Consider the following 19,454-nt stretch of genomic DNA (forward strand, 5'->3'; position numbering starts at 1 on the left):
CGGATATCGGCGCCTCAACCACCGCTACGAACGGAGACCAGGCAACTACCTGGCCTTTCTCGGACTGGCAGCCGCCCTCTGCTGCTACAAGCGACTACTCAAGCTCACCATGTAGGACACGGCCTAAGCACTGGGATGGTGTCGCCCTCGCCTCCTGCTGTGTGCCAGCCGATCACGCACAGCAGCGGGCGCAGCCGTTTGCCGCCTGCCAGCAGAAAGTCACGCAGTACCAGCGACGCTTCCTGGGGCAGCCTGTTGCCTGTGGCGAGATGCGTTTTGGTGTCGAGGAAGTCGGCCAGTTCAGAGTCGACGTGAGTACGAACCGCCTGCACGTTCATCGGCGTCGTGGTCGGCAGGGGCCTCGTCACGGGCACTCACCTCCCGGCGTGGATCCGTTGTCTTCAGTGAGGTTGAGGGCTTCGTCAAGGAGGGCTTCGACGATCTGTGACTCCGGTACGGTGCACAGGACTTCGCCGCCGCGGAAGATCTGTCCTTTGCCGTTGCCGCAGGACACTCCGAGGTCTGCCTCCCGGGCTTCTCCCGGTCCGTTGACGACGCAGCCCATGACCGCGATGCGCAGTGGGTGGGGGAAGCCGTCGAAGGCTGCTTCGACTTGGGTGGCGAGTTTGTGGATGTCGACTTGGAGGCGGCCGCAGCCGGGGCAGGAGACGATCTCCAGCGTGCGGGGGCGCAGGCCCAGCGACTGGAGGATGTGGCAGCCGGCCTTGACCTGTTCAACAGGGTCGGTTGACAGGGACACCCGGATCGTGTCCCCAATGCCCTCGGCGAGCAGGATCCCGAAGGCTACGGCGGATTTGATGGCGCCCTGGAAGGCGGGGCCGGCCTCGGTGACGCCCAGGTGCAGGGGGTAGTCGCACTCTTCGGCGAGCAGCCGGTTCGCAGCGATCACGGTGAGCGGGTCGTGGTGCTTGACCGCGATCTTCAGATCGGTGAAGCCGTGTTCCTCGAACAGCGAGCACTCCCAGAGGGCGGATTCGACCAGTGCCTCGGGGGTGGCTGCACTGTGCTTAGCGAGCAGTCGGGGGTCCAGGGAGCCGGCGTTGACTCCGATCCGGATGGGAACCCCGGCCGCGGTGGCGGCATTGGCGATGTCGGCGATGCGGTCGTCGAACTTCTTGATGTTGCCGGGGTTGACGCGGATGGCGGCACACCCGGCGTCGATGGCCTGGAAGACATAGCGGGGCTGGAAGTGGATGTCGGCGATGACCGGGATCGGTGACTTTGCGGTGAGGGCGGGCAGGGCATCGGCGTCGTCCTGGGAGGGGACGGCGACACGGATGATGTCGCAGCCGGCCGCGGTGACTTCAGCGATCTGCCGCAACGTCGCATCCACGTCAGTGGTCAGCGTGGTGGTCATCGTCTGCACCGGGATGGGAGCGCCGCCGCCTACCGGGACACCACCGACGTGGATCTGCCGCGAACGGCGACGCACCGGAACGGGTGGAGGGGTGGCGGGCAGGCCCAGATCGATGGCGGTCATCGCGGCCTCCGGGACATGGCGGGGTCCAGCGTGGTGCGGGCGGAGGACACGGCGATGTGGGCGTCCAGCGTGGTGCGGGCGATACCTTCAGCGTCCAGTCCTGCCCGGGCGAGCAGGCCGGCGCGTGGACCGTGCGGGAGGAACGCGGGCGGCAGGCCGAGCACGGTGACGGGTGTGCTGACGCCGCTGTCACGGAGCTTCTGGGCGAGCGCGCTGCCGATGCCGCCGGTACGGATCCCGTCCTCCACACTCACGGCCAGGCGGTGGCGGGCCGCCAGTCCGGGCAGCGCCTCGTGGACGGGATGGATCCACCGTGAGTCGGCGACCGTGGCGCCCACGCCGTGCTCCTCCAGCAGGCCGGCCGCATCCAGGACCGCCTGGGCCAGCGGGCCGACGGGCACCAGCAGCACGTCCAGGGGGCGGTGTGGGCTGCGATGCAGAATGTCGATGCCGCCCATGCGCGCCACGGCGGGAATGGGCGGGGTGGCGGTTCCTTTGGGAATGCGCAGCATGCTCGGCCCGTCTGCGATGCCGGTGGCCTCGCCAAGGAGTTCCCGCAGCCGCGGCGTGTCCCTGGGGGCTGCGATGCGCAGCCCGGGGACTGCGGTGAGCAGGGCCAGGTCCCACATGCCGTGATGGCTCGAACCGTCGGGGCCGGTAATGCCGGCCCGGTCCAGGACGAACGTGACGGGCAGGCGGTGCAGGGCGACATCCATCAGCACCTGGTCGATGGCGCGGTTCAGGAAGGTCGCGTAGATCGCGACGACGGGGTGGTAGCCGCCCATCGCGAGCCCGGCGGCGGAGGTGACGGCGTGCTGCTCGGCGATCCCGACATCGAAGACCCGGTCCGGAAACGCCTGGGCCATCAGGTGCAGCCCCGTGGGACGCAGCATCGAGGCGGTCACCGCCACCACATCCTCGCGAGCATTGGCCAGCTGCAGTAGTTCCCGGCCGAACACAGTCGTCCATGACGGTGCCTTCGCGCCTGTCTGACCGTTTCCGGCGGCCGGGAAACGCGCGCCGACCGCATGCAGGCAGTCCGCCTTATCGGCCTCGGCCGGACCGTAGCCCTTGCCCTTGACCGTCGTCACGTGCACTACCACCGGACGGTGCAGTGCCCTGGCCCGCTGCAGCCCCGCCTCGATCGCGACGGTGTCGTGCCCGTCGACGGGCCCGAAGTAGGTGAAGCCCAGGTCGGTGAACAGATTCCGGCAGGCTCCCGCGCCCCCGCCGGACTTCAGGACGCTCAAGTGCTCCGCGAAGGCCCCAGCGGTGGGGGCGTAGGAGCGGCCGTTGTCGTTGACCACGACGATCACCGGGCGCTCTTGGGCGGCGCCGAGGTTGTTCAGGGCTTCCCAGGCCATGCCGCCGGTCAGCGCCCCGTCCCCGATGACCGCGACCACTGCACGCTCCTGCTCGCCGGAGAGCTGGCGGGCCTTGGCCAGGCCGTCCGCATACGACAGAGCGGTAGAGGCATGCGAGTTCTCCACGAGATCGTGCACCGACTCGGCACGGGAGGGGTATCCCGACAGGCCGCCCGCCTGCCGCAGGGTGGGGAAACGTTCCTGTCGTCCTGTCAGGAGCTTGTGGACGTAGGTCTGGTGACCGACGTCGAACACGAGCGCGTCGCGGGGGGAGTGGAAGACCCGGTGCAGGGCCAGGGTCAGCTCCACCACCCCCAGGTTCGGTCCCAGGTGCCCACCTGTCGCCTGCACCCTGTCCACCAGAAAACGGCGGATCTCCTCGGCCAGCTCCGGCAGCCGCTCCGCAGGAAGTGTGCTCAGAGCTTCGGGGCCGTTCACCGTCGAGAGAAACGACGGGACCGCACCGACAGCAGATTCTCTACCGTCCACAATTGCCTCCATCCAGCCAGGAACGGAGATAAGCAGGTAACGGCGTCCGGCCGCCCGACGGGCAGACGCCGGAAAATAGGCGACGAAAGATGAAAGGCCAGCGAAGCACCACATGCCTCAACGCGGCAGGGCAAATAACTGGGCTTACCGGAATACCTTTTGCCGCCGCAGGCAGTCGCAGGCCGCAACGAAAGGGCACCCGAACCTCTCCTGCACTCTCAGCCCGCTGGACCCGCCACGTCCAGGCCCGTATCAGCCAGAAGAAACACCCGCCGATGAAGTCCGCTACACGCACCGCCCATACCACCGGCATACACGCACCACCATCGGAACACCAGCAGCATCAGCCCCCAGCACGCAAAGACTCACGCACGGGCAACCGCGCCTTCCCGGGGTACTACGAGTCAGGAGAATCCTCCTGAACCGGCGTGGGATCATCCTGCCCCCATGAGTGACTCATTCTCATATGTCCATCCCGATGCTGCGGGCATCACTCTTGAGAAAGTCAGGCCCGGCGCTGTAGAGGCCACTCCGGGGACATTCGTATGTCAGCGCGCTGCGCAAGCGCCATATCGCCACACGATCTCTGCCTCAGCTCCATCAGGGCGGAAAGAGGGTGCTCGATGAACCATCACCACCACGATCACCACCACGGCCATCACCACGGACACCACCATCGCCGGCACCACGGTATGGGTATCACCAGATTCGCGAAGGACGTCATCGACGACACCAAGGAGTTCCTCGACGACGTCCTGGACCGCTCACGCGGCTTCGAGCACAACGTGCGCGAAGCCGTCAGCGACGGCATGCGGGGCGAGAGCGAGTGCTGGGACAACGACCGCGACTGCTGCGACGACGACCGCGGCTGCTGGGGCAACGACCGCGACTGCTGCGGCGACGACTGCGACTGCTGCGATGACGATCCGTGGCGAACGAGGAAGTCCGGCTCCAGGCGTGGCACGGCCGGCAGCGGAGAACTGGGCTCGCTCAAGGACGAGCTGGCGGATCTGAAGGACAAACTCACCCATCTCTCCGCCTCCTTGGAGCGCCCTGAGGAGGAATACCGTCAGGCTCCGCAGCAGCAGCGGCGGAAGTCTGCTGACGCTCACTGACCCGGCACACGGCAACGGCACAAGGATGCGCCGCGATCGATCTGCCTTCGATGACAGCATCGGCTGGGAGGCAAACCGGGTGCTGTGCCGCCGCAACGGCACCTCCCTCTACGACGACCGCGAGCAACGCCGCATCGGACTCGACGAACTGGCCTACGACGTACGCGCGGGAAGCTGTTTCCGCGCGTACGACCGCACCACCCGCTTCGAGTGCACCTACCCCATGCCGTGGCTGCCGCCATCGCCGAAGCAGCCCCTGGATACCAGCGACACCCTCCACCACGACGGACGTGCACCCGTCCCACCCGAGAGCATGCGGTGATCCTGCCGGCGGCACTGCCGCGGAGGCCGGGGCGGGACTCGGGCCAACGAGTTCTCTCCGGCAACCGCGGTCCAAGCCGCCGACACCCCACCCCCGCCCCAACAGTCCTGCCTCACAGTCAACTTCGCAGAACACCGTCTGAAGGGGCGGGTGCGCTTCGCGCACAAGCCCAGGTCCCCCGCGACGGGCGGCGCCGCATACCGAGCACAGGATCGCGCAGCCCCGCCCCCCCCGCCCGGCGGGCCGGCTGCCCCGCCGCCACACAGCGCCGTATCCGAGGACACCAGCCTTCCAGGGCTGCTGCGCCAGGAGGCATGCATGGGCAACATCCGCCGCGCCCGTCTGGTCTCGCGCACCTTCGCCCAGTTGGCCGTCCAGGAATCCTGGCGCACCCTGCGAGCACACCACCACGACGGAGACACCACGGCGAGTGGCGGACAGGAGAGGGCACGAGCGGTGCGCGAAGCCCTGGAGCAGCTGGGGCCCTTCTACATCAAGGTCGGCCAGATCCTGGCCACCCGGTCCGACCTGGTGTCTGCGCCGGTAATCGCCGAACTGCAGACCTTGCACGACCGCGCCTGTGTCGCTCCGTTCACCGAGTTCGAGCCCGTCCTCGCCGCAGAGCTGGGGCCGCGCTGGGTGAAGGCTTTCCGTGACATCGACACCGATACCCCGATCGGGGCGGCTTCCCTGGCCCAGGTCTACCGGGCGACCCTCACCGACGGCACACCCGCGGCCGTGAAGATCCAGCGCCCCGGCGTCGCCGCCACAGTGACCGCCGACATGGCGCTGCTGCGCAAGGCCGCCCGCTTCGCAGGCAAACGCGCGCCCCGCTTCAACGCCGTCATCGACATCGATGCCATGCTCTCCGTCGTCTTCGACGCGATGCGACCCGAACTCGACTTCACCCTCGAAGCCCGCAACATGAAAAAGGGCAAGACAACCGCAGAAGACTTCAAGCACGTCACCGTGCCGGACGCCCTCTTTGCCGCCCCCCGGGTCCTGATCCAGTCCCTGGCACCCGGATGTCCGATCAGCGAAGCCGACCCCGGCGCCTTCACCTTGGAAGAGCGCCTCGGCATCGGGCGTGATCTGCTCGCGTTCATGTACCGGGGGTTCTTCACCAACCGGTACTTCCACGCCGACCCCCACCCCGGCAACATCTTCGTCCACCCCGGCCACCCCGCCCACGTCATCGACTGGGGCATGGTCGGCCGCATCGACCGCACCCTCAGCCGCGGCATCCTCCTCGTCCTGATCTGCCTCGCCCAAAACGACGGAGAAGGCGTAGCCACCGCATGGACCGAGATGGGCCATGCCACACCCTGGGCCCAGATCTCCGCCTTCACCGACGACATGGCAGCCCTCGTCCCCCAGATCGCCACCGGCACGCTCGAGGACCTCAATTTCGGCATCACCCTGACCGCCCTGCTGCAGTACTCCACCCGGCGCGGCATCAAGACCAGCCCCATGGTCTCCGTACTGGGAAAAGCCTTCGCCAACATCGAAGGATCCATCCGCCACCTGTGCCCGGAACTCTCCCCCATCGAGGTCTTCGAAGAAGAACTCCACTCCATCTTCTTCGCCCTTGCCACCGAACTCAGCTCCGAGACCCAGGCCGCACGCGTTCTCCTCGAAGGCATGATCGCCAGCACGCAGACCGGCCAGCAGATCCGCAGCATCATCCGCGACCTCGCCAGCCGCCAAACCAGCATCCGCACAGCCACCACCCAGCACGACGCAAGAAACCACCGTGCCCTCGCCGCAGCGGCAGCCGCGCTACTCCTCTGGCACACCACCCGCAAGAACAAACACCGCTGTCTGTGAGGCATGAGCATGAGCACCCTCCAAACACCACGACAGCCCAGAGCACAGGATCAGAAGCGGCCCTACTTCACTCGTCAGGCTCACACTTCCCGCCTCCGGTTCGCGCCGTGGCAATTCCCAAGCCACAGGGAGGCAGCGAAAGAATGCTCAGCATTCCCGCCGTCGCCGATCACGCGGCGATCTAGTCGTGGTCTGCAACCCTGAATTGACCACCGGATGCTCATCGGCGATCGCTCGCGAACTGCCCCACAGGCCACCGTCGACCGGTTGGCATGTCTGCTGCCGTATAGGGGTTACTTACTGACATCCCTCGCCTTTCAGACGCCTTTCAGAAGGCGCAGGGATTCTCGCTTGCGAGGAGAACTGCCTGGCTTTCACGAACCGCTGCCGCCACAGGGTCCGGCGGAGCGCCCCAGGTTCCTGGTCCGGCCAGCCGCATAGTGCCCAGGCCGAGCCGGGATACCGGCTTTCCCGCGATCGTGGTCTCTCCCCTGGGAGGCGGAACGCTCATGCGTTCCTCGCCTCCAGCACGAATTCCACGGCCAGTTGAACGGCCTTGTCCTTGCTGTCTTCGCTGCTGGTGACGCAACAGACCGGGAGGTCGTTGTCGACAATGGAGCGTTGTGTGTGCAGGTCGACCAGGAACCGGTACGCCGGGTCGTAGTCGTGGCCTTGTTCGACGGGCACGTCGAAGTCCAGGACTGTCACGAATAGCAGGTCGTAGTAGGCAAGTTGGGTGGATGCTAAGGACCACAGCTGCTGGCGCTCTTCGGGGTTGTGTTCCTTCTCCTTCCGGAATTCCACTGCCGCGGTGTAGTAGTGGACGGCGTCCACGCTGGCCCGGTCGGCGAGTACCACTTCCGCGCCGGCCGCGATGGCCGCGGCTTCGTCCGCGATGCCCTGCGCGATGATCCACTGGGTGGACAGGGCCGTGTGGTGCTCCATCTTGGGCAGGCTGATGGCCGCTGCGCGCTTGGCCAGCCGCCCGGTGCGGGCGACGTTCAGTCCGTGGCCGCGCAGCTCCATCTGGATGCGCTTCATGAGCGTGGTCTTGCCGGTGGAGTGGGTGCCGAGGACGCCGATACGGACAGGAGTTTTCACCACAGGGTTGCTTCCTTCTCGGGTTCAGGGGATCCGGGCAGGCCGGGCGGGACGGCCACCGCGGTCAGCTGGTCCCAGGTGTCGTAGTGGCCGGCCATGGTGATGAGGAGCTGCGCCGTGGCGTAGGCGTCGTAGGTGGCGCGGTGGCGCTGCGCGGGGGCGTGGGTGAGGTCGGGTTGGAGGTGTTCGATCAGGGCGTCGAGGGAGTACGAGGGCAGGCCCGTGCAGGTGGCCTTGGCCAGTCGGAGGGTGTCGAGGACCCCGGCCGGCTCCCACGTGGGCAGGTGCGCGCTCAGCACGCGGTAGTCGACGTGCGCGTTGTGGGCGCAGATCCATGCCCCGTCCAGCAGGGTGCGCGCCTCGTCGGCGACCTCTTCCCAGGACGGGCAGTTGGCCAGCGCGTCGTTGGTCAGGCCGTGTACTCGCGTGGCGAAGGCGGTGACCGGCCGGGGTGGGTGGACCAGCCATGCCCCGGCCGTGCTGGTGTCCGGTCGGCCGTCGAGGAGGGGCAGCGCCGCGGCCTCGACCAGGTCGGGTGGGTTGGTGCCGTTGCCTTCCACGTCCACGACGAGCAGCTTGGGCCAGGAGGAGAAGTTCATGGTGTGGTGTCTTTTCCGTTCTGTGCCGCCCAGCCGATCGGAGCGTGGCCGTGCTGGCGGTAGTGGTGGGGTTTGGCGCGGTCGTGGCACTGGAAGCCGTAGCGGTGTTGCAGGAAGTACCGCGGCGGCTCGTCCAGGCCCTCGACGATGATGGCGCGGTCATCCACCTCTACCGGCCCGACCGCGCCGAGCTGTCGGGCCTGTTCGGTCACTTCGCCGAGGTCGGGCTTGACCCATGCCGCCTTGCACCGCTGTAACTGGTCCTTGGGGCAGATGTCGCACAGCTCCTGGATGCCGTAGTGGCCGTTGTAGTCGGCCTCTCCGTGGGCGTAGGCGACCGCGCAGCTCGTCTTGCGGAACAGCACACCCCACGGCGCCTGGTCGTCGCCGGGCGTGTGGAAGAAGTCGAGAACGCGCTTCTCCGCCAGCTCGGGCATGATCTTGCGGCGCGCCGTGTCCTGGTAGGGCAGGGGCAGTCCGTGCGCCTGGTAGTACTCGGCGATCTGCTCGCGGAAGAACAGGCCGGTGAAGACGGTGGCGTGCGCGTGCTGGGACAGCTCGCGGGCGCGCGCGAGATGCGCGTCGCTGTCGTTGAGGCCGGGGACGATCGGGCGCCAGTAGAGCACGGTGCGGTAGTTCTCGGCGTGCTCGTAGAGCGTGCGCAGGTTGGCGGCCGCGATGCGGGAGTCCACCGGTTCGATCGTCTCGTTGTCGATGCCGGAGTGGGTGACGAGTACCGTCAGCCGCAGGCTGGTCAGCGAGTTGAGCACCGCGCAGTCCTCGGGCTCCACCCGCCAGCGGGTGATGACCAGGACGTTGTTGGCCAGGCCCCTGTCGTCCAGCTGGCGCAGCACGCGGAAGGTGTGGGGCTTGACGGCGGGCAGCATGGGGTCGGTCGCGCGGTTGAAGATCTGGATCGGTGTCGTGTGCGGCCGGAAGTACGGGTGGCTGAGCAGCTTGGTGACGGCCATCTCGTCGCTCATCAGCGCCCGCGGGACCTTCATCTCCCAGTTGCCGAAGGTGTGGCGGATGCAGTACCCGCAGTCCAGGGGGCAGCCCACGATGTGGTTGAGGGAGAGGCCGGACTTGCGGTACTCGATGACGTCGGCGAGTTCCGGGTTGAGCTGGGCGATCTGCTGTGAGGTCAGGATCGGCAGTGTGCGCCGGCGGGCAGGTGTCGCGGACATGTGAGCCTCCTGATGTGGTCAGTGCTCGGTGCGCGTGGTGCCGGTGGCCTGCCGGGGCAGGTGCGCGGCGGGAGGGAGCAGCAGGGAGCGGCGGTTGGCTCCGAACCAGGTGCCGAAGTCCCGGCGGGCGGCGTTGTCGTCGTCGGAGGTGTGCACCAGGTTGTTGATCAGGCGGTTCTCTGCGAGGGCTGCCTTCAGGCTGTCGTCGCCGAGGGCGCCGCGGATCGTGCAGAGGGGGGCCTGTGACGGGTCGAAGTGCCCCAGCAGGTTGCGCAGGCGGCGCTGGATGCCGGGCGGTCCGTAGGCGAGGGCGACGGTGACGGTTTTGCCGACGTACAGATCGTCCAGGGCCGCGGGGATGTTGCGGCCGGTGAACCAGTCGGCGTCGCCCAGGAGGTCCCGGTAGTGCACGTGGATCTGCCAGGGTTCCACCGTCACGTCCCGGCGGCCGATCAGCGCCGTGTCCGGCGCGGCGAGCCGTCCCAAGATGGTGTCGGTCAGTCCCCGCTCGACGGCGTCGGGCTTGCACAAGATGACCGACCAGCAGCGCCAGTCGACGCCCCCGACCACATCGCCGCTGCGCGCCGGCTTCCCCGTCACCGTGTCCTCCCGGTGGCAGAGCAGGCCGGCCAGCGGTGGGCGGCCAGCCAGCGCAGGCCCGGGTCCAGTGCGTCCAGGACGTCGGCGTCGACCTGGTCGGTCTCCTCGTGCTGGATCTGGCGGTAGACCTCGAACAGCAGCAGGACCTGCTGCCAGTACGGCTCCAGACCCACGTCCGCGATGTCGGCGGGCCGGTAGCGCACCGTGTTGGTCCGCAGGGCCTCTTCGTGTTCCAGCACGCGGGCCACGGTCGCCGCGGTGGTCGCCGTCGGCATCGCCGCGAACGGGAAGTGCACCGGCTCCGGACGTGCGGCGGCCTCCGCCAGGACGCGCTGAACGCGCTCGGCGTTGCGGTCGCAGATATGCGCCGAGCCGATGTGGTGCGTGTAGGTGCCCAGTTCCAGGCCGAGCTGGATGGCCGCGAACTCCTGGATCATGGTGAAGCTGAAGACGTCGGACAGCAGTCCGCAGTCGAGGTCGTTGGCCCGCATGGAGCAGACCATGTGTAACCGGCCCTCCCGCGGCAGGAGATGCAGCGCGGCCAGGCAGGCCATATCCGGGTTGTCGCTGATGGCCAGCTCGTCGGCGGTGAAGACGGGGATGAAGCCGCGCTTGCTGTCCGTCTCGCGGCGCAGCAGCTCCAGGACCCGGTCGAAAGGCGAGTGGGTGTCGCCGCCGGCGGGGTGGAAGATGCGGTGTCCGTACGCGGACCCGCCGAGGTGGCGGCCGTCGCGTGAGCTGGAGCGCATCGACGGTGCGTAGTAGCCGATCATCTCCAGGTCCCGGCGGCCGACCAGGTACCAGAGGGCTTCGGCGAAGTGGAAGACGGGGTTGGCCCTGCGGGCCGCCAGGTAGGGCAGCCGCTGGCGCGGGTCCGGCAGGCGGAAACTCACGCCGATCACTTCGCGGGCCGCGTTGCCGCGCGGGGCGTTGCGGTACTCGAAGCTGTCCGACACATGGGCCAGGAGGCCCAGGTAGGCGGATTCGAGGCCGGGATAGCTCGGGGGTGTCAGCGCGGAACCTCCAGGTGGGACCGCGGCCGCCGGCGGGCCGCACGGGCAGAGTCAGGCCATGGCCGACGCACGTGGTGGTCGGCCGGGGCCTCAGCGTCGTCCTGGTGGCGCGGGAGGAACAAGACGGGCTTCGGCCTGGGCGCAGTAACCGCGGAACGCGCCCGGCACAAGGAGGGGACACGTGGACGCTCACGTCGTCCCGCGGGCGAGATAGCGGGCATGTTCCTCGGCGAGGTCCACGGGCGTGGCGCCGTCCAGCGTCGTGATCATCTGGGTTGCCAGGACCCATTGGGCTTCGGAGTCCCAGTAGGAAACCTCCACCGCTTCCTCCGGGTGGAGGGTGCCGTTCAGAGCGGGGCAGTACAGGACGCCGTGCACGCCCCAGGGCTTGGGATGCCGGACGCGCAGGACGTGGGCCCCGGTCCGGCGCAGGCGCGGACAGGACCGCATCGCCCCCACGGCGCAGGGCACGCACACCGGTGGATGGGTCGTCTCGCCCCGCAGCGGGTCCCCGGGGTTGATCGGCTCCAGCCACAGCACGCCCAGGTCGTTGACGTCTGCGCTCCGCCCGCAGACCTGGCACAGCAGGTCTTGCATCGCGCGTCGCTGCCGACGCGGGTGGACACCGGCGAACTGGGCCTTCCCGCGGCCGAGTCGTTCGGCCTTGCGCGACCACAGCACATCGGCTCGGTCGCGGTCGTCGCACCGCGGGTCGAAAAACGTCAGGCCCTTGGCCTGGTGTGTGAGCGTGGTGTTGCAGGTGCGTTCCCCGGACCACGTGGCGATGTAGGGCACACCCCGGACCACAGAAGTGGCAGGGGAAGACGCGCCGGGCATGTCGGTCTCCTTGATGCGGTTTTCAGTTCACGGGTGTCCCGGCAGAGGGCTCATCTGCTCGAAGCGAAGGCGCGCCTCTCTGACCTTCTCGATGCTCTCCTTGGAGGGCAGAGCGGCCGCGAGGGCGCGGTCCAGGAACTGACCTCTGGACTCCCCTTCGGCGCCTGTGAAGTACGAGGCTCCGAAGCTCCGGTTCCCAGGGCGGGCCCACCCGATGAACGACGAGTTGCTGACCGTTCCCGAAGTCATGGCCAGGCTCAAGCTCGGCCGCTCCACGGTCTACGACTTGATCCGCTCCCATCGCCTGGCCTCCTTCAAGGTCGGCCGCTGCCGCCGTATCCCTGCCTCGTCCCTCCGCGCGTTCATCAGCGATCAGATCGCCGATGTGGCTGCCTGATGCCCCCGCAACGCAAACGCAACCCCAACGGCGCCGGCACCATCACCCAGCGCAAGGACGGCCGCTACCAGGCCGCCGTCTACGTCCTCCAGCCCGACGGCTCCCGCGCCCGCAAGTACGCCTACGGCAAGACCTGGGCCGAATGCGACACCAAGCGCCGCGAACTCCTCACCAAGGTCGACCAGGGCGTCCCCGTGCCCACCCGCTCCGCCAAGCTCGCCGAATGGCTGCCGTACTGGCTGGAGGAGATCGTCAAGCCCCAGCGGAAGCGCACCACCGCGGCGAAGTACGAGACGCACATCCGCCTCTACCTCGTGCCGCGGCTCGGCAAGAAGAGTCTGGAAGCTGGGTGCTCGTGATGTACGGATGGCGCTTTCCGAGATCAGCAAGGCCAGCACATCAGCGACGGCGAAGGAATCGCACCGGGTTCTTCGTTCCGCGCTGTCGGCCGCCTGCCGGGAAGAGCTGATCACCCGCAACGTCGCGAAGCTGGTGGAGGCTCCGAAGGTCGATACGTACGAGGGGCAGCTCTGGACGCTGGAGCAGACGCTCGCCTTCATCCTCATCGCCCGGCGCGACCCCCTGTATGCGGCCTTCATGCTCGCTGTGGGGCTCGGCCTGCGGCGGGGTGAGATCGTCGGGTTGCGGTGGCAGGACATCGACCTCGACGGCCGGACGGTACAGATCCGCAAGCAGCGCCAGCGGGTCCGTGGTGAGTACTACTAGGACGACACGAAGAACCGCCGCAAGCGGACCCTCCCGCTGCCCTTGCTCTGCGTGGCGCCGCTTCGCTGGCAGCGGCTGCGGCAGGCAGCGATGCGGGACAAGGCGGGTGCCGGCTGGCACGAGAGCGATCTCGTCTTCACCACGCGCACCGGGCAGCCGATCGAGGGAAGCAACGTGCTGCGGTCGTTCCACCGGCTGACGGCCAAGGCAAAGCTCCCCCGCATCCGGGTCCACGATGCCCGGCACGGTGCGGCGACCCTGCTCGCGGCCGGCAACGTCCATCCGCGCGTCGCAATGGAAATCCTCGGGCACAGCAAGATCAGCGTCACCATGGACATCTACACGCACGTGCCCGACGCGCTGAAGCGAGACGCCGTGGCCCACATGGACCGGATGCTGGGACCGCGCCGCCGCTGAACGCCCCCGTTGATGTCACTTGTGGATGTCAAAGACCCCCCGCCATGATCAGCAGGGGGTCTTTTTCCTGGTGGGCACAGACGGATTTGAACCGCCGACATCTGCTTTGTAAGAGCAGCGCTCTACCGCTGAGCTATGCGCCCTGGCCGAGCCGACAGACTACCTTGCCGACAGGGCTGAACTGCAAACCCGTGCTCGAATTGCGAACTTACCGGCCGGTGTGTTCGTTCCGTCGAGTGGGAGAATAAAAGTCGGCCCTGGGGCGATCCGATCGGGAGAGGGATGTGACGGCGACACACACGCAGCCGTACGAGCAGCGAGCACGCCGTCGGCCCCGTGGGGGCCCGGTCCGGGATGTGGTGGCACTGGCGCTGCTGCCGTTGCCCTTGTTGCTGGCGATGGCGCCCGCGTCGTTCGCGGGTGGCGGTACGCGCCGCTGGTTCGGGCGCGGGGAGGATCTGCGCGCCGATGCGCAGGCGGCGAAGGATGCCGCGGCGGCGGCGTTCTACGAGCTGGACACCGCGCAGCGGGATCTGCGGATCTCGATAGAGACGATCACCGCGGTGGACAATTCGCCGTCGGCACGGGCCGTCGCGGAGGAGTACCAGGGGTTCGGCCGGCGGATCGACGAGGTGAGCCAGGGCTACATCACCGCCGTGGATTCGCATGATCTGGACCGCGACGATCTGGACGGCTCCGCAGTGTCGCGGGCGCGCGCGGACCTGACCCGGGCCAGGGAGGAGCTGGAGCGCGTCAAGGGTGAGCTCGACCGGTTCACGCAACGGCTGGGGCCGCTGTTGCAGACCGCCGAGACGCAGCTGGCGCGACTGGCCCCGGCGGTGGAGCGTGCCCGGCAGGCGCTGCTGGCCGCCAGCAACGCCCTGGACACGGTCCGTGGCAAGGGCCTGAGGGCCGACGATCTGGCGGCCCGGCTGGCGGCGCTCGCGCCGGAGCTGACCAAGCTGAACCAGGGCGCCGGGCAGCACGGCGTACAGGAGACGGTCCAGCGCGCCGGCGAGGTGCTACGCAAGGCCGAGGAGGTCCGGACCGAAGCCGAGCGGCTGCCGGAGCAGGCGGCGGAGATCGATAAGCGGATGGTGTCGCTGCGGACCCGGACGCAGGCCATCACGACGCGGGCCGAGAAGGTCGATCCGGTCCTCAGTGAGCTGCGTCGGCGGTACAGCGCGGCGTGCTGGCAGGACCTCCAGCACGTACCGGAGCAGGCCGCACAGTCCGTCAAGCAGGCCGAGGTCACGCTGCGGGAGGCGCAGCAGGCGCGCGACGAGCAGCGATGGGCGGACGCCACCAGCCGGCTGGCGACGGTACGGGCGCTGCTGAACACCACCGATGAGGCGGTGTCGGCGGCCGGCGACCGGCTGCAACGGCTGGACTCGGTGTCGTTCGACCGGCAGAAGGAGATCGAGCGGACGCGCTTCGCCGTCCGGGACGCGCAGCGGCTGGCGATGGCCGGACGCAGCACCCCCGACCCGCGGCACGCCCGGCCCCTGGACGATGCGGTGGCCCGGCTGGACCGCGCGGTCGCGGGCTTGGAGGGCCGGCATCCGGACTGGTGGCATTTCCTGACCGAGACCGAGGCCGTGCGTCAGACGGCGGCCCGGGTGGTACAGGAGATCCGGGAGGCTCGGGGCATCGCGGGGGGCTGAGCAGCAGGGCTGTCCCGGACGGGGCGTGGGCGTGGCGCCCGGCTCTCCTCCTGCACCCACGTGTGCCTTGATCTCCCGCCCCGCCCCGGACAGAGCAGGTGACTCACCCGGAACAGGGCATGTGGCCCACTCCGGACAGGACACGTGACGCACCCCGGACAGGGCGCGATGGCGTGAAACGGGGTGCGGGCGGATGCTGGGAGGTGAGTACGGCCCGGCGGTACCTCTGCGCGAAGGAGGCCGGACATGGCTACTGGGGCTACCAGTCAGGCTCTGCACAAGCCCTCGTCCCCTTTCCACCGGGGCAAGCTGCGTCACACCAAACTCGATGAGCATCTGCCCGTCGACCACCGGCTCAGCCAGGTCTACCGCGTCGGGGCCGGGGTGACCGGGCTGGTCCTGCTCGCGTTCGGCATCCTCGGCCTGATCGACAAGATCGGGTTCTTCGACACGGGCGGTGCGACCGTAGCCGGGCTGAACACCAACGGCACACTCAGCGTGCTCTCGATCATCGTGGGAATGCTGCTCTTCGGCGGCATGGTGATCGGCGGGAACTTCGCCTCGACCCTCAACATCGTGCTCGGCGTCGCCTTCCTGCTGAGCGGATTCGCGAATCTCGCCCTCCTGCAAACGAGCGCGAACTTCCTCGCCTTCCACCTCCAGAACGTGCTGTTCAGCTTCGCGGTCGGACTGATGCTGCTGATCTTCGGAATGTACGGACGGGTCAGCGGCGGCCTCGCGCACGACAACCCGTACTGGCGCGCCCGGCATCCCGAGGAGGCGGCACGGCTGGCCCACGCGCAAGCGCGCCCCGTCTCCGGTGTGACGGCCGCCCGGCAGGCTGCGCTCGGCCAGATCCAGGGGGAGGCGGACGAAGACCGTGGACGCCGTGGGCTCGGTTGATGTCTTCGTGACGGGCTGCCTCTCGGCGCTGCCGGCCGGTGAGAGCATGGCCGGACGCCTTGAACGAGCCGTCGCCACCGGTGTCTTCGCGGTTGCCTTCCCCGGTGACCGGGCCGGTGCTCCGACCGGCGCGGGGCTGGAGACACTGGGCGCTCAGCCCGGCACCGTCGTGCGCTGACCAGCACCGCGGCTAACCTGTGGCCATGCCTCGTTACGAATACCGATGCCGTCCTTGTGGCTCCACCTTCGAGCTGAACCGGCCGATGGCCGAGTCCTCCGCCCCGGCGGTCTGCCCCGACGGACACGAGGACACTGTGAAGCTGCTCTCCACGGTCGCCGTCGGCGGCTCCGCGAGTGTCCCCGCCCCCAGCGGCGGTGGGGGCGGCTGCTGCGGAGGCGGCTGCTGCGGCTAGAGCACGTCATACGACCTGCCCGGCCCCGAAGCATCCAGCCGGCCCCGAGGCACTCAGCTCGCCGCGCTGTACGCCGTGCCGTTATCGGACTCCCGCGGAGAACCCACTACGCGGGAGTCCCGCCACGCTGCTCTGCCTCCCGTGCGGGAGGCACCCCTGCGTCAGTCGGTCCGAGTGTCAGCCGGTCCGAACTGAACGGCTGGGTCTGCGTCCCCAGCCGCCGACCCCGGACCGTAACCGTGCCCACCCGCGGGCCCCAGTCCCGCCTCCGCGTCTGACCGCTCCTACCGCTTACGTGCCACCGTCAGTCCATCTGCGACAGTGAGCATCACCGCCTCCATCCGGTCATCTGCCACCACGTGGTCGTTGAACTCCCTGATCGCCACGGCAGAGCCACTCGCCGCCGGATCGGTGACCTGCCCGTGGAACAAGACGTTGTCCGCGACGATCAGACCGCCGGGCCGCAGCCGGGGCACCAGTTCCTCCCAGTACGCGATGTAGCCGGCCTTGTCCGCGTCGAGGTAGGCGAGGTCGATGTGCGGCTCGGTCGGCATCTCCCGCAAGGTTTCCAGAGCGGGCGCGATCCGCAGCTGGATACGGTCCGCGACACCGGCCTTCGCCCATGCCTCACGGCCGTACGCCGTCCACTCCTCCGACACATCGCAGGCGATCAGGGTGCCGTCCGCGGGCAGCGCCTGGGCCATGGACAGCGCGGAAAATCCGGTGAACGTCCCGACCTCGACAACATGCCGAGCCCCGATCAACCGCACCAGGAACGCGAGCAACGGCCCCTGCTCGGGCGCCGACTGCATACCCGCCGAATCGGGAAACTGCTGATGCGTCCGCTCCACGAGCTCCCGCTGCACGGAGTCCAGCTGGGGATTGTGGGCGAGAACGTAGTGGTACATCTCCGCCGTGATCGGCGTGGCCTTGGACTCGGTCACTGACTCTCCTCTTGATCCAGGACGACGGTCCCGGCCTGCTCCGGAAGGCGCGGTCGGCCGCCTCGGCGAGACTAACCGAGCGGCCTGCATCGCCGTCCGCTTCCCCGGCCCGTCCCCGGACGTTGCTCCGTTCCTCCCTCCTCCCTTCGCCCTTCTCCTCGCCTCGCTCATGTCCCCAGGTATCGCAGCACGGCCAGCACCCTGCGTGAATAGCCCGACGTGCCGGTCAGCCCGAGCTTCTCGAAGATCGCGTTGATGTGCTTTTCCACCGAGCTCTGGGAGATGTGCAGCCGGACGGCGATCGCCGCGTTGGTATGCCCCTGCGCCATCTGTCCGAGCACCTCACGCTCGCGCGCCGTGAGCGTGCCCAGCGGATCCGTACGGCTGCTGCGCATCAGCAACTGCCGTACGACTTCCGGGTCGAAGGCCGCCTGCCCGGCCCCGACCCGCTCCAGCGCGTCCAGGAACTCGTCCACCTGGACCACCCGGTCCTTGAGGAGGTAGCCGACCCCCTCACTGTCGTCGGTCAGCAACTCCGTTGCATAGCGGCGCTCGACATACTGCGAGAGCACCAGCACTCCGACGCCCGGCCACCGTTCCCTGATCTGCACCGCCGCCCGCAACCCCTCATCGGTGTGCGTGGGCGGCATACGGACGTCCACGACCACTGCGTCCGGCTGGTTCTCCTCCTTCCCCGCCCGCTCCAGCACGGCGATCAGCTCATCCGCGTCTCCGACCGCGGCCGCGATCTCGTGTCCCTCCTCGGCCAGAAGCCGTACCAGGCCCTCCCGCAGCAGGGTCGAATCGTCGGCAAGCATTACGCGCACGGCAACTCCGCGGTGATGATGGTGGGTCCGCCGGCCGGGCTGCCCACCCGGAACCGGCCGTCAAGGGCTGCGACCCGGCGGGCCAGCCCGAACAGGCCACTGCCGGAGGAATCCGCGCCACCCGCTCCGTCGTCCTCGATGTGCACGAGCACGCCGTCCTCGCCCTGGGCGACGCGGACCGTTATCAGACCGGCTCCCGAGTGCTTGACGGCGTTGGTGACCGCTTCGGAGACCACGAAGTAGGCGACCGTCGCCACCGCGGTCTCCGGCTCGCGGTCCATTCCGTAGTCGAGGCGAACGGGGATGGCGGAGCGCTCGGCGACCGTCTCCAAGGCGACCCTCAGCCCGGCCTCGTCCAGCACCGTCGGATATACCCGCCACGCCACCTCACGCAGTTCGGTGAGGGCCTGCCGGCTCTCTTCGTGCGCCTGGCGCAGGAGTTGGTCGGCTCGTATCTCGTCCTTGCTGCGCAGCGCACGGCCGAGCAGCATCCCGAGAGCCACCAGCCGCTGCTGCACCCCGTCGTGCAGATCGCGCTCGATGCGGCGGCGCTCGTCGTTGACCGCGGCGATGACGCCGGCCCGGCTGGACGACAACTGCGCGATACGAAGCTCCAGTTGTTCGTGAGGGCTGGGTCCGAGGCAGCGCCGTGCCAGCTTGGTTTCCAGACCGGCGACGCCGAAGGTGCCCTGGAGGCTGAGAAAGAGAAGGAAGAGACCGACGACGCTCGACATCAGGACGGTGCCGGGGTGACGGATATCGGCGACCAGCAGCCATGCGTACAGCCACAACGTCCCGTAGACGGAGCCGATGAGCACGGCGGTCAGCACGAGGGCCCCCAGCAGCCCCAGCGCCCAGCGCAGCGACAGATACTCCAGTGCGCGACGGTCGGTGTAGGAGGCCGAGGTGTCGGCCGCGACATAGATACGGAGCCGGCGGCGGTTGGCCTCGGTCAGGGTCCGCACGGCGGCGGTCACGGGTCGCAGAACCGCGCGACGGCCGCGCGGCCAGGCGAGTACGAGCAGCAGGGACACCCCGGAGAGCACGACGAAGGGGAGCTCGGCCACCGCCATCACGGCACCGAGCATCAGTCCTGTCGCCAGGCGCAATCCGCGCCGCGCAATTCCCAACATGATCAAAACGCTAGCCGCACCCGGCCTTCCCGCGTACTGCGGAAAACCGCAGTCTTCTGTGCGGTGAACCGCAAT

20 protein-coding genes, 1 tRNA gene and 2 pseudogenes are annotated in these 19,454 nt (G+C 68.5%); 10 read left to right on the plus strand and 13 right to left on the minus strand.

The window, feature by feature from the left end; translation table 11 throughout:
• A pseudogene (locus tag ACLJWH_RS40085) lies at nt 1–115 on the plus strand (IS5/IS1182 family transposase); the annotation flags it as partial.
• On the opposite strand, the gene ACLJWH_RS40090 reads toward ACLJWH_RS40085, so the two are convergent.
• From ACLJWH_RS40090 to ACLJWH_RS40100, 3 genes are read right to left on the minus strand one after another with little or no spacing between them, the layout of a single operon-like run.
• On the minus strand, nt 105–368 hold the full coding sequence (locus ACLJWH_RS40090; RefSeq protein WP_411146754.1) for a hypothetical protein: 264 nt from the start codon (nt 366–368) through the stop codon (nt 105–107). The pseudogene ACLJWH_RS40085 and the gene ACLJWH_RS40090 sit on opposite strands and share 11 nt — an antisense overlap.
• Nucleotides 365–1,501 (minus strand): flavodoxin-dependent (E)-4-hydroxy-3-methylbut-2-enyl-diphosphate synthase, encoded by a 1,137-nt coding sequence (gene ispG, locus ACLJWH_RS40095; RefSeq protein ID WP_411146755.1) that lies wholly within the window; start codon nt 1,499–1,501, stop codon nt 365–367. Before ispG ends, ACLJWH_RS40090 begins: the two co-directional genes overlap by 4 nt.
• Nucleotides 1,498–3,366: a 1-deoxy-D-xylulose-5-phosphate synthase gene (locus ACLJWH_RS40100; RefSeq protein ID WP_411146756.1), complete on the minus strand. Its 1,869-nt coding sequence runs from the start codon at nt 3,364–3,366 to the stop codon at nt 1,498–1,500. Before ACLJWH_RS40100 ends, ispG begins: the two co-directional genes overlap by 4 nt.
• A gap of 611 nt (nt 3,367–3,977) precedes the next feature.
• Between ACLJWH_RS40100 and ACLJWH_RS40105 the strand changes: the two genes are divergently transcribed.
• The 3 genes from ACLJWH_RS40105 to ACLJWH_RS40115 all read left to right on the plus strand — a co-directional run bounded on the left by ACLJWH_RS40105 (nt 3,978) and on the right by ACLJWH_RS40115 (nt 6,618).
• Nucleotides 3,978–4,469 carry a hypothetical protein gene (locus ACLJWH_RS40105; protein WP_411146757.1) on the plus strand — a complete coding sequence of 164 codons (492 nt, stop codon included), beginning with the start codon at nt 3,978–3,980 and terminating at the stop codon, nt 4,467–4,469.
• A 25-nt stretch (nt 4,470–4,494) separates the two neighbouring features.
• Nucleotides 4,495–4,791: a hypothetical protein gene (locus ACLJWH_RS40110; protein WP_411146758.1), complete on the plus strand. Its 297-nt coding sequence runs from the start codon at nt 4,495–4,497 to the stop codon at nt 4,789–4,791.
• A 318-nt stretch (nt 4,792–5,109) separates the two neighbouring features.
• Nucleotides 5,110–6,618 carry an ABC1 kinase family protein gene (locus tag ACLJWH_RS40115; RefSeq protein ID WP_411146759.1) on the plus strand — a complete coding sequence of 503 codons (1,509 nt, stop codon included), beginning with the start codon at nt 5,110–5,112 and terminating at the stop codon, nt 6,616–6,618.
• Between the two features lie 507 nt (nt 6,619–7,125).
• Here the strand turns inward: ACLJWH_RS40115 and ACLJWH_RS40120 are convergent.
• The 6 genes from ACLJWH_RS40120 to ACLJWH_RS40145 all read right to left on the minus strand — a co-directional run bounded on the left by ACLJWH_RS40120 (nt 7,126) and on the right by ACLJWH_RS40145 (nt 11,955).
• Nucleotides 7,126–7,722: an AAA family ATPase gene (locus tag ACLJWH_RS40120; protein WP_411146760.1), complete on the minus strand. Its 597-nt coding sequence runs from the start codon at nt 7,720–7,722 to the stop codon at nt 7,126–7,128.
• Entirely contained in the window at nt 7,716–8,318 is a 603-nt protein-coding gene (locus ACLJWH_RS40125; protein ID WP_411146761.1) for an exonuclease domain-containing protein, read from the minus strand. Before ACLJWH_RS40125 ends, ACLJWH_RS40120 begins: the two co-directional genes overlap by 7 nt.
• The gene (locus ACLJWH_RS40130) at nt 8,315–9,505 is read right to left on the minus strand and encodes a radical SAM protein (protein WP_411146762.1); all 1,191 of its coding nucleotides are present in this window, start codon (nt 9,503–9,505) and stop codon (nt 8,315–8,317) included. Before ACLJWH_RS40130 ends, ACLJWH_RS40125 begins: the two co-directional genes overlap by 4 nt.
• Before the next feature lie 18 nt (nt 9,506–9,523).
• A complete protein-coding gene (locus tag ACLJWH_RS40135; RefSeq protein WP_411146763.1) occupies nt 9,524–10,105 on the minus strand; it encodes a nucleoside-diphosphate kinase in 582 nt (193 codons plus the stop codon).
• Nucleotides 10,102–11,118 carry a thymidylate synthase gene (locus tag ACLJWH_RS40140; protein WP_411146782.1) on the minus strand — a complete coding sequence of 339 codons (1,017 nt, stop codon included), beginning with the start codon at nt 11,116–11,118 and terminating at the stop codon, nt 10,102–10,104. The genes ACLJWH_RS40135 and ACLJWH_RS40140 overlap by 4 nt, the downstream gene beginning before the upstream one ends.
• Before the next feature lie 189 nt (nt 11,119–11,307).
• The gene (locus tag ACLJWH_RS40145) at nt 11,308–11,955 is read right to left on the minus strand and encodes a hypothetical protein (RefSeq protein ID WP_411146764.1); all 648 of its coding nucleotides are present in this window, start codon (nt 11,953–11,955) and stop codon (nt 11,308–11,310) included.
• Between the two features lie 214 nt (nt 11,956–12,169).
• Here ACLJWH_RS40145 and ACLJWH_RS40150 point away from each other — a divergent pair, with 214 nt between their 5' ends.
• A complete protein-coding gene (locus tag ACLJWH_RS40150) occupies nt 12,170–12,352 on the plus strand; it encodes a helix-turn-helix domain-containing protein (protein ID WP_411146765.1) in 183 nt (60 codons plus the stop codon).
• Nucleotides 12,352–13,495 (plus strand): annotated as a pseudogene (xerC, locus tag ACLJWH_RS40155) (tyrosine recombinase XerC). Before ACLJWH_RS40150 ends, xerC begins: the two are co-directional and overlap by 1 nt.
• Before the next feature lie 68 nt (nt 13,496–13,563).
• Here xerC and ACLJWH_RS40160 read toward each other — a convergent pair.
• Nucleotides 13,564–13,638, minus strand: a tRNA-Val gene (locus tag ACLJWH_RS40160).
• Nucleotides 13,639–13,779: 141 nt separating this feature from the next.
• On the opposite strand from ACLJWH_RS40160, the gene ACLJWH_RS40165 reads away from it, so the two are divergent.
• From ACLJWH_RS40165 to ACLJWH_RS40180, 4 genes are all read left to right on the plus strand, one after another.
• Nucleotides 13,780–15,159 carry a hypothetical protein gene (locus tag ACLJWH_RS40165; protein WP_411146766.1) on the plus strand — a complete coding sequence of 460 codons (1,380 nt, stop codon included), beginning with the start codon at nt 13,780–13,782 and terminating at the stop codon, nt 15,157–15,159.
• Between the two features lie 246 nt (nt 15,160–15,405).
• Nucleotides 15,406–16,062, plus strand: coding sequence for a DUF4383 domain-containing protein (locus ACLJWH_RS40170; RefSeq protein ID WP_411146767.1), 657 nt, complete (start codon nt 15,406–15,408; stop codon nt 16,060–16,062).
• Nucleotides 16,049–16,240 (plus strand): hypothetical protein, encoded by a 192-nt coding sequence (locus ACLJWH_RS40175; RefSeq protein ID WP_411146768.1) that lies wholly within the window; start codon nt 16,049–16,051, stop codon nt 16,238–16,240. Before ACLJWH_RS40170 ends, ACLJWH_RS40175 begins: the two co-directional genes overlap by 14 nt.
• 25 nt (nt 16,241–16,265) lie before the next feature.
• On the plus strand, nt 16,266–16,475 hold the full coding sequence (locus ACLJWH_RS40180; RefSeq protein ID WP_411146769.1) for an FmdB family zinc ribbon protein: 210 nt from the start codon (nt 16,266–16,268) through the stop codon (nt 16,473–16,475).
• Between the two features lie 284 nt (nt 16,476–16,759).
• Here ACLJWH_RS40180 and ACLJWH_RS40185 read toward each other — a convergent pair whose 3' ends face one another.
• The 3 genes from ACLJWH_RS40185 to ACLJWH_RS40195 form a co-directional block, all read right to left on the minus strand.
• On the minus strand, nt 16,760–17,383 hold the full coding sequence (locus ACLJWH_RS40185; RefSeq protein WP_411146783.1) for an O-methyltransferase: 624 nt from the start codon (nt 17,381–17,383) through the stop codon (nt 16,760–16,762).
• Between the two features lie 203 nt (nt 17,384–17,586).
• Nucleotides 17,587–18,237: a response regulator transcription factor gene (locus ACLJWH_RS40190; protein WP_411146784.1), complete on the minus strand. Its 651-nt coding sequence runs from the start codon at nt 18,235–18,237 to the stop codon at nt 17,587–17,589.
• Nucleotides 18,237–19,379 carry a sensor histidine kinase gene (locus ACLJWH_RS40195; protein WP_411146770.1) on the minus strand — a complete coding sequence of 381 codons (1,143 nt, stop codon included), beginning with the start codon at nt 19,377–19,379 and terminating at the stop codon, nt 18,237–18,239. The genes ACLJWH_RS40190 and ACLJWH_RS40195 overlap by 1 nt, the downstream gene beginning before the upstream one ends.
• Between the last annotated feature and the right edge of the window lie 75 nt (nt 19,380–19,454).

Origin of the sequence: Streptomyces sp. x-80 (assembly GCF_046549095.1) — a bacterium.
In the GTDB taxonomy this organism is placed as follows: Bacteria; Actinomycetota; Actinomycetes; order Streptomycetales; family Streptomycetaceae; genus Streptomyces; species Streptomyces celluloflavus.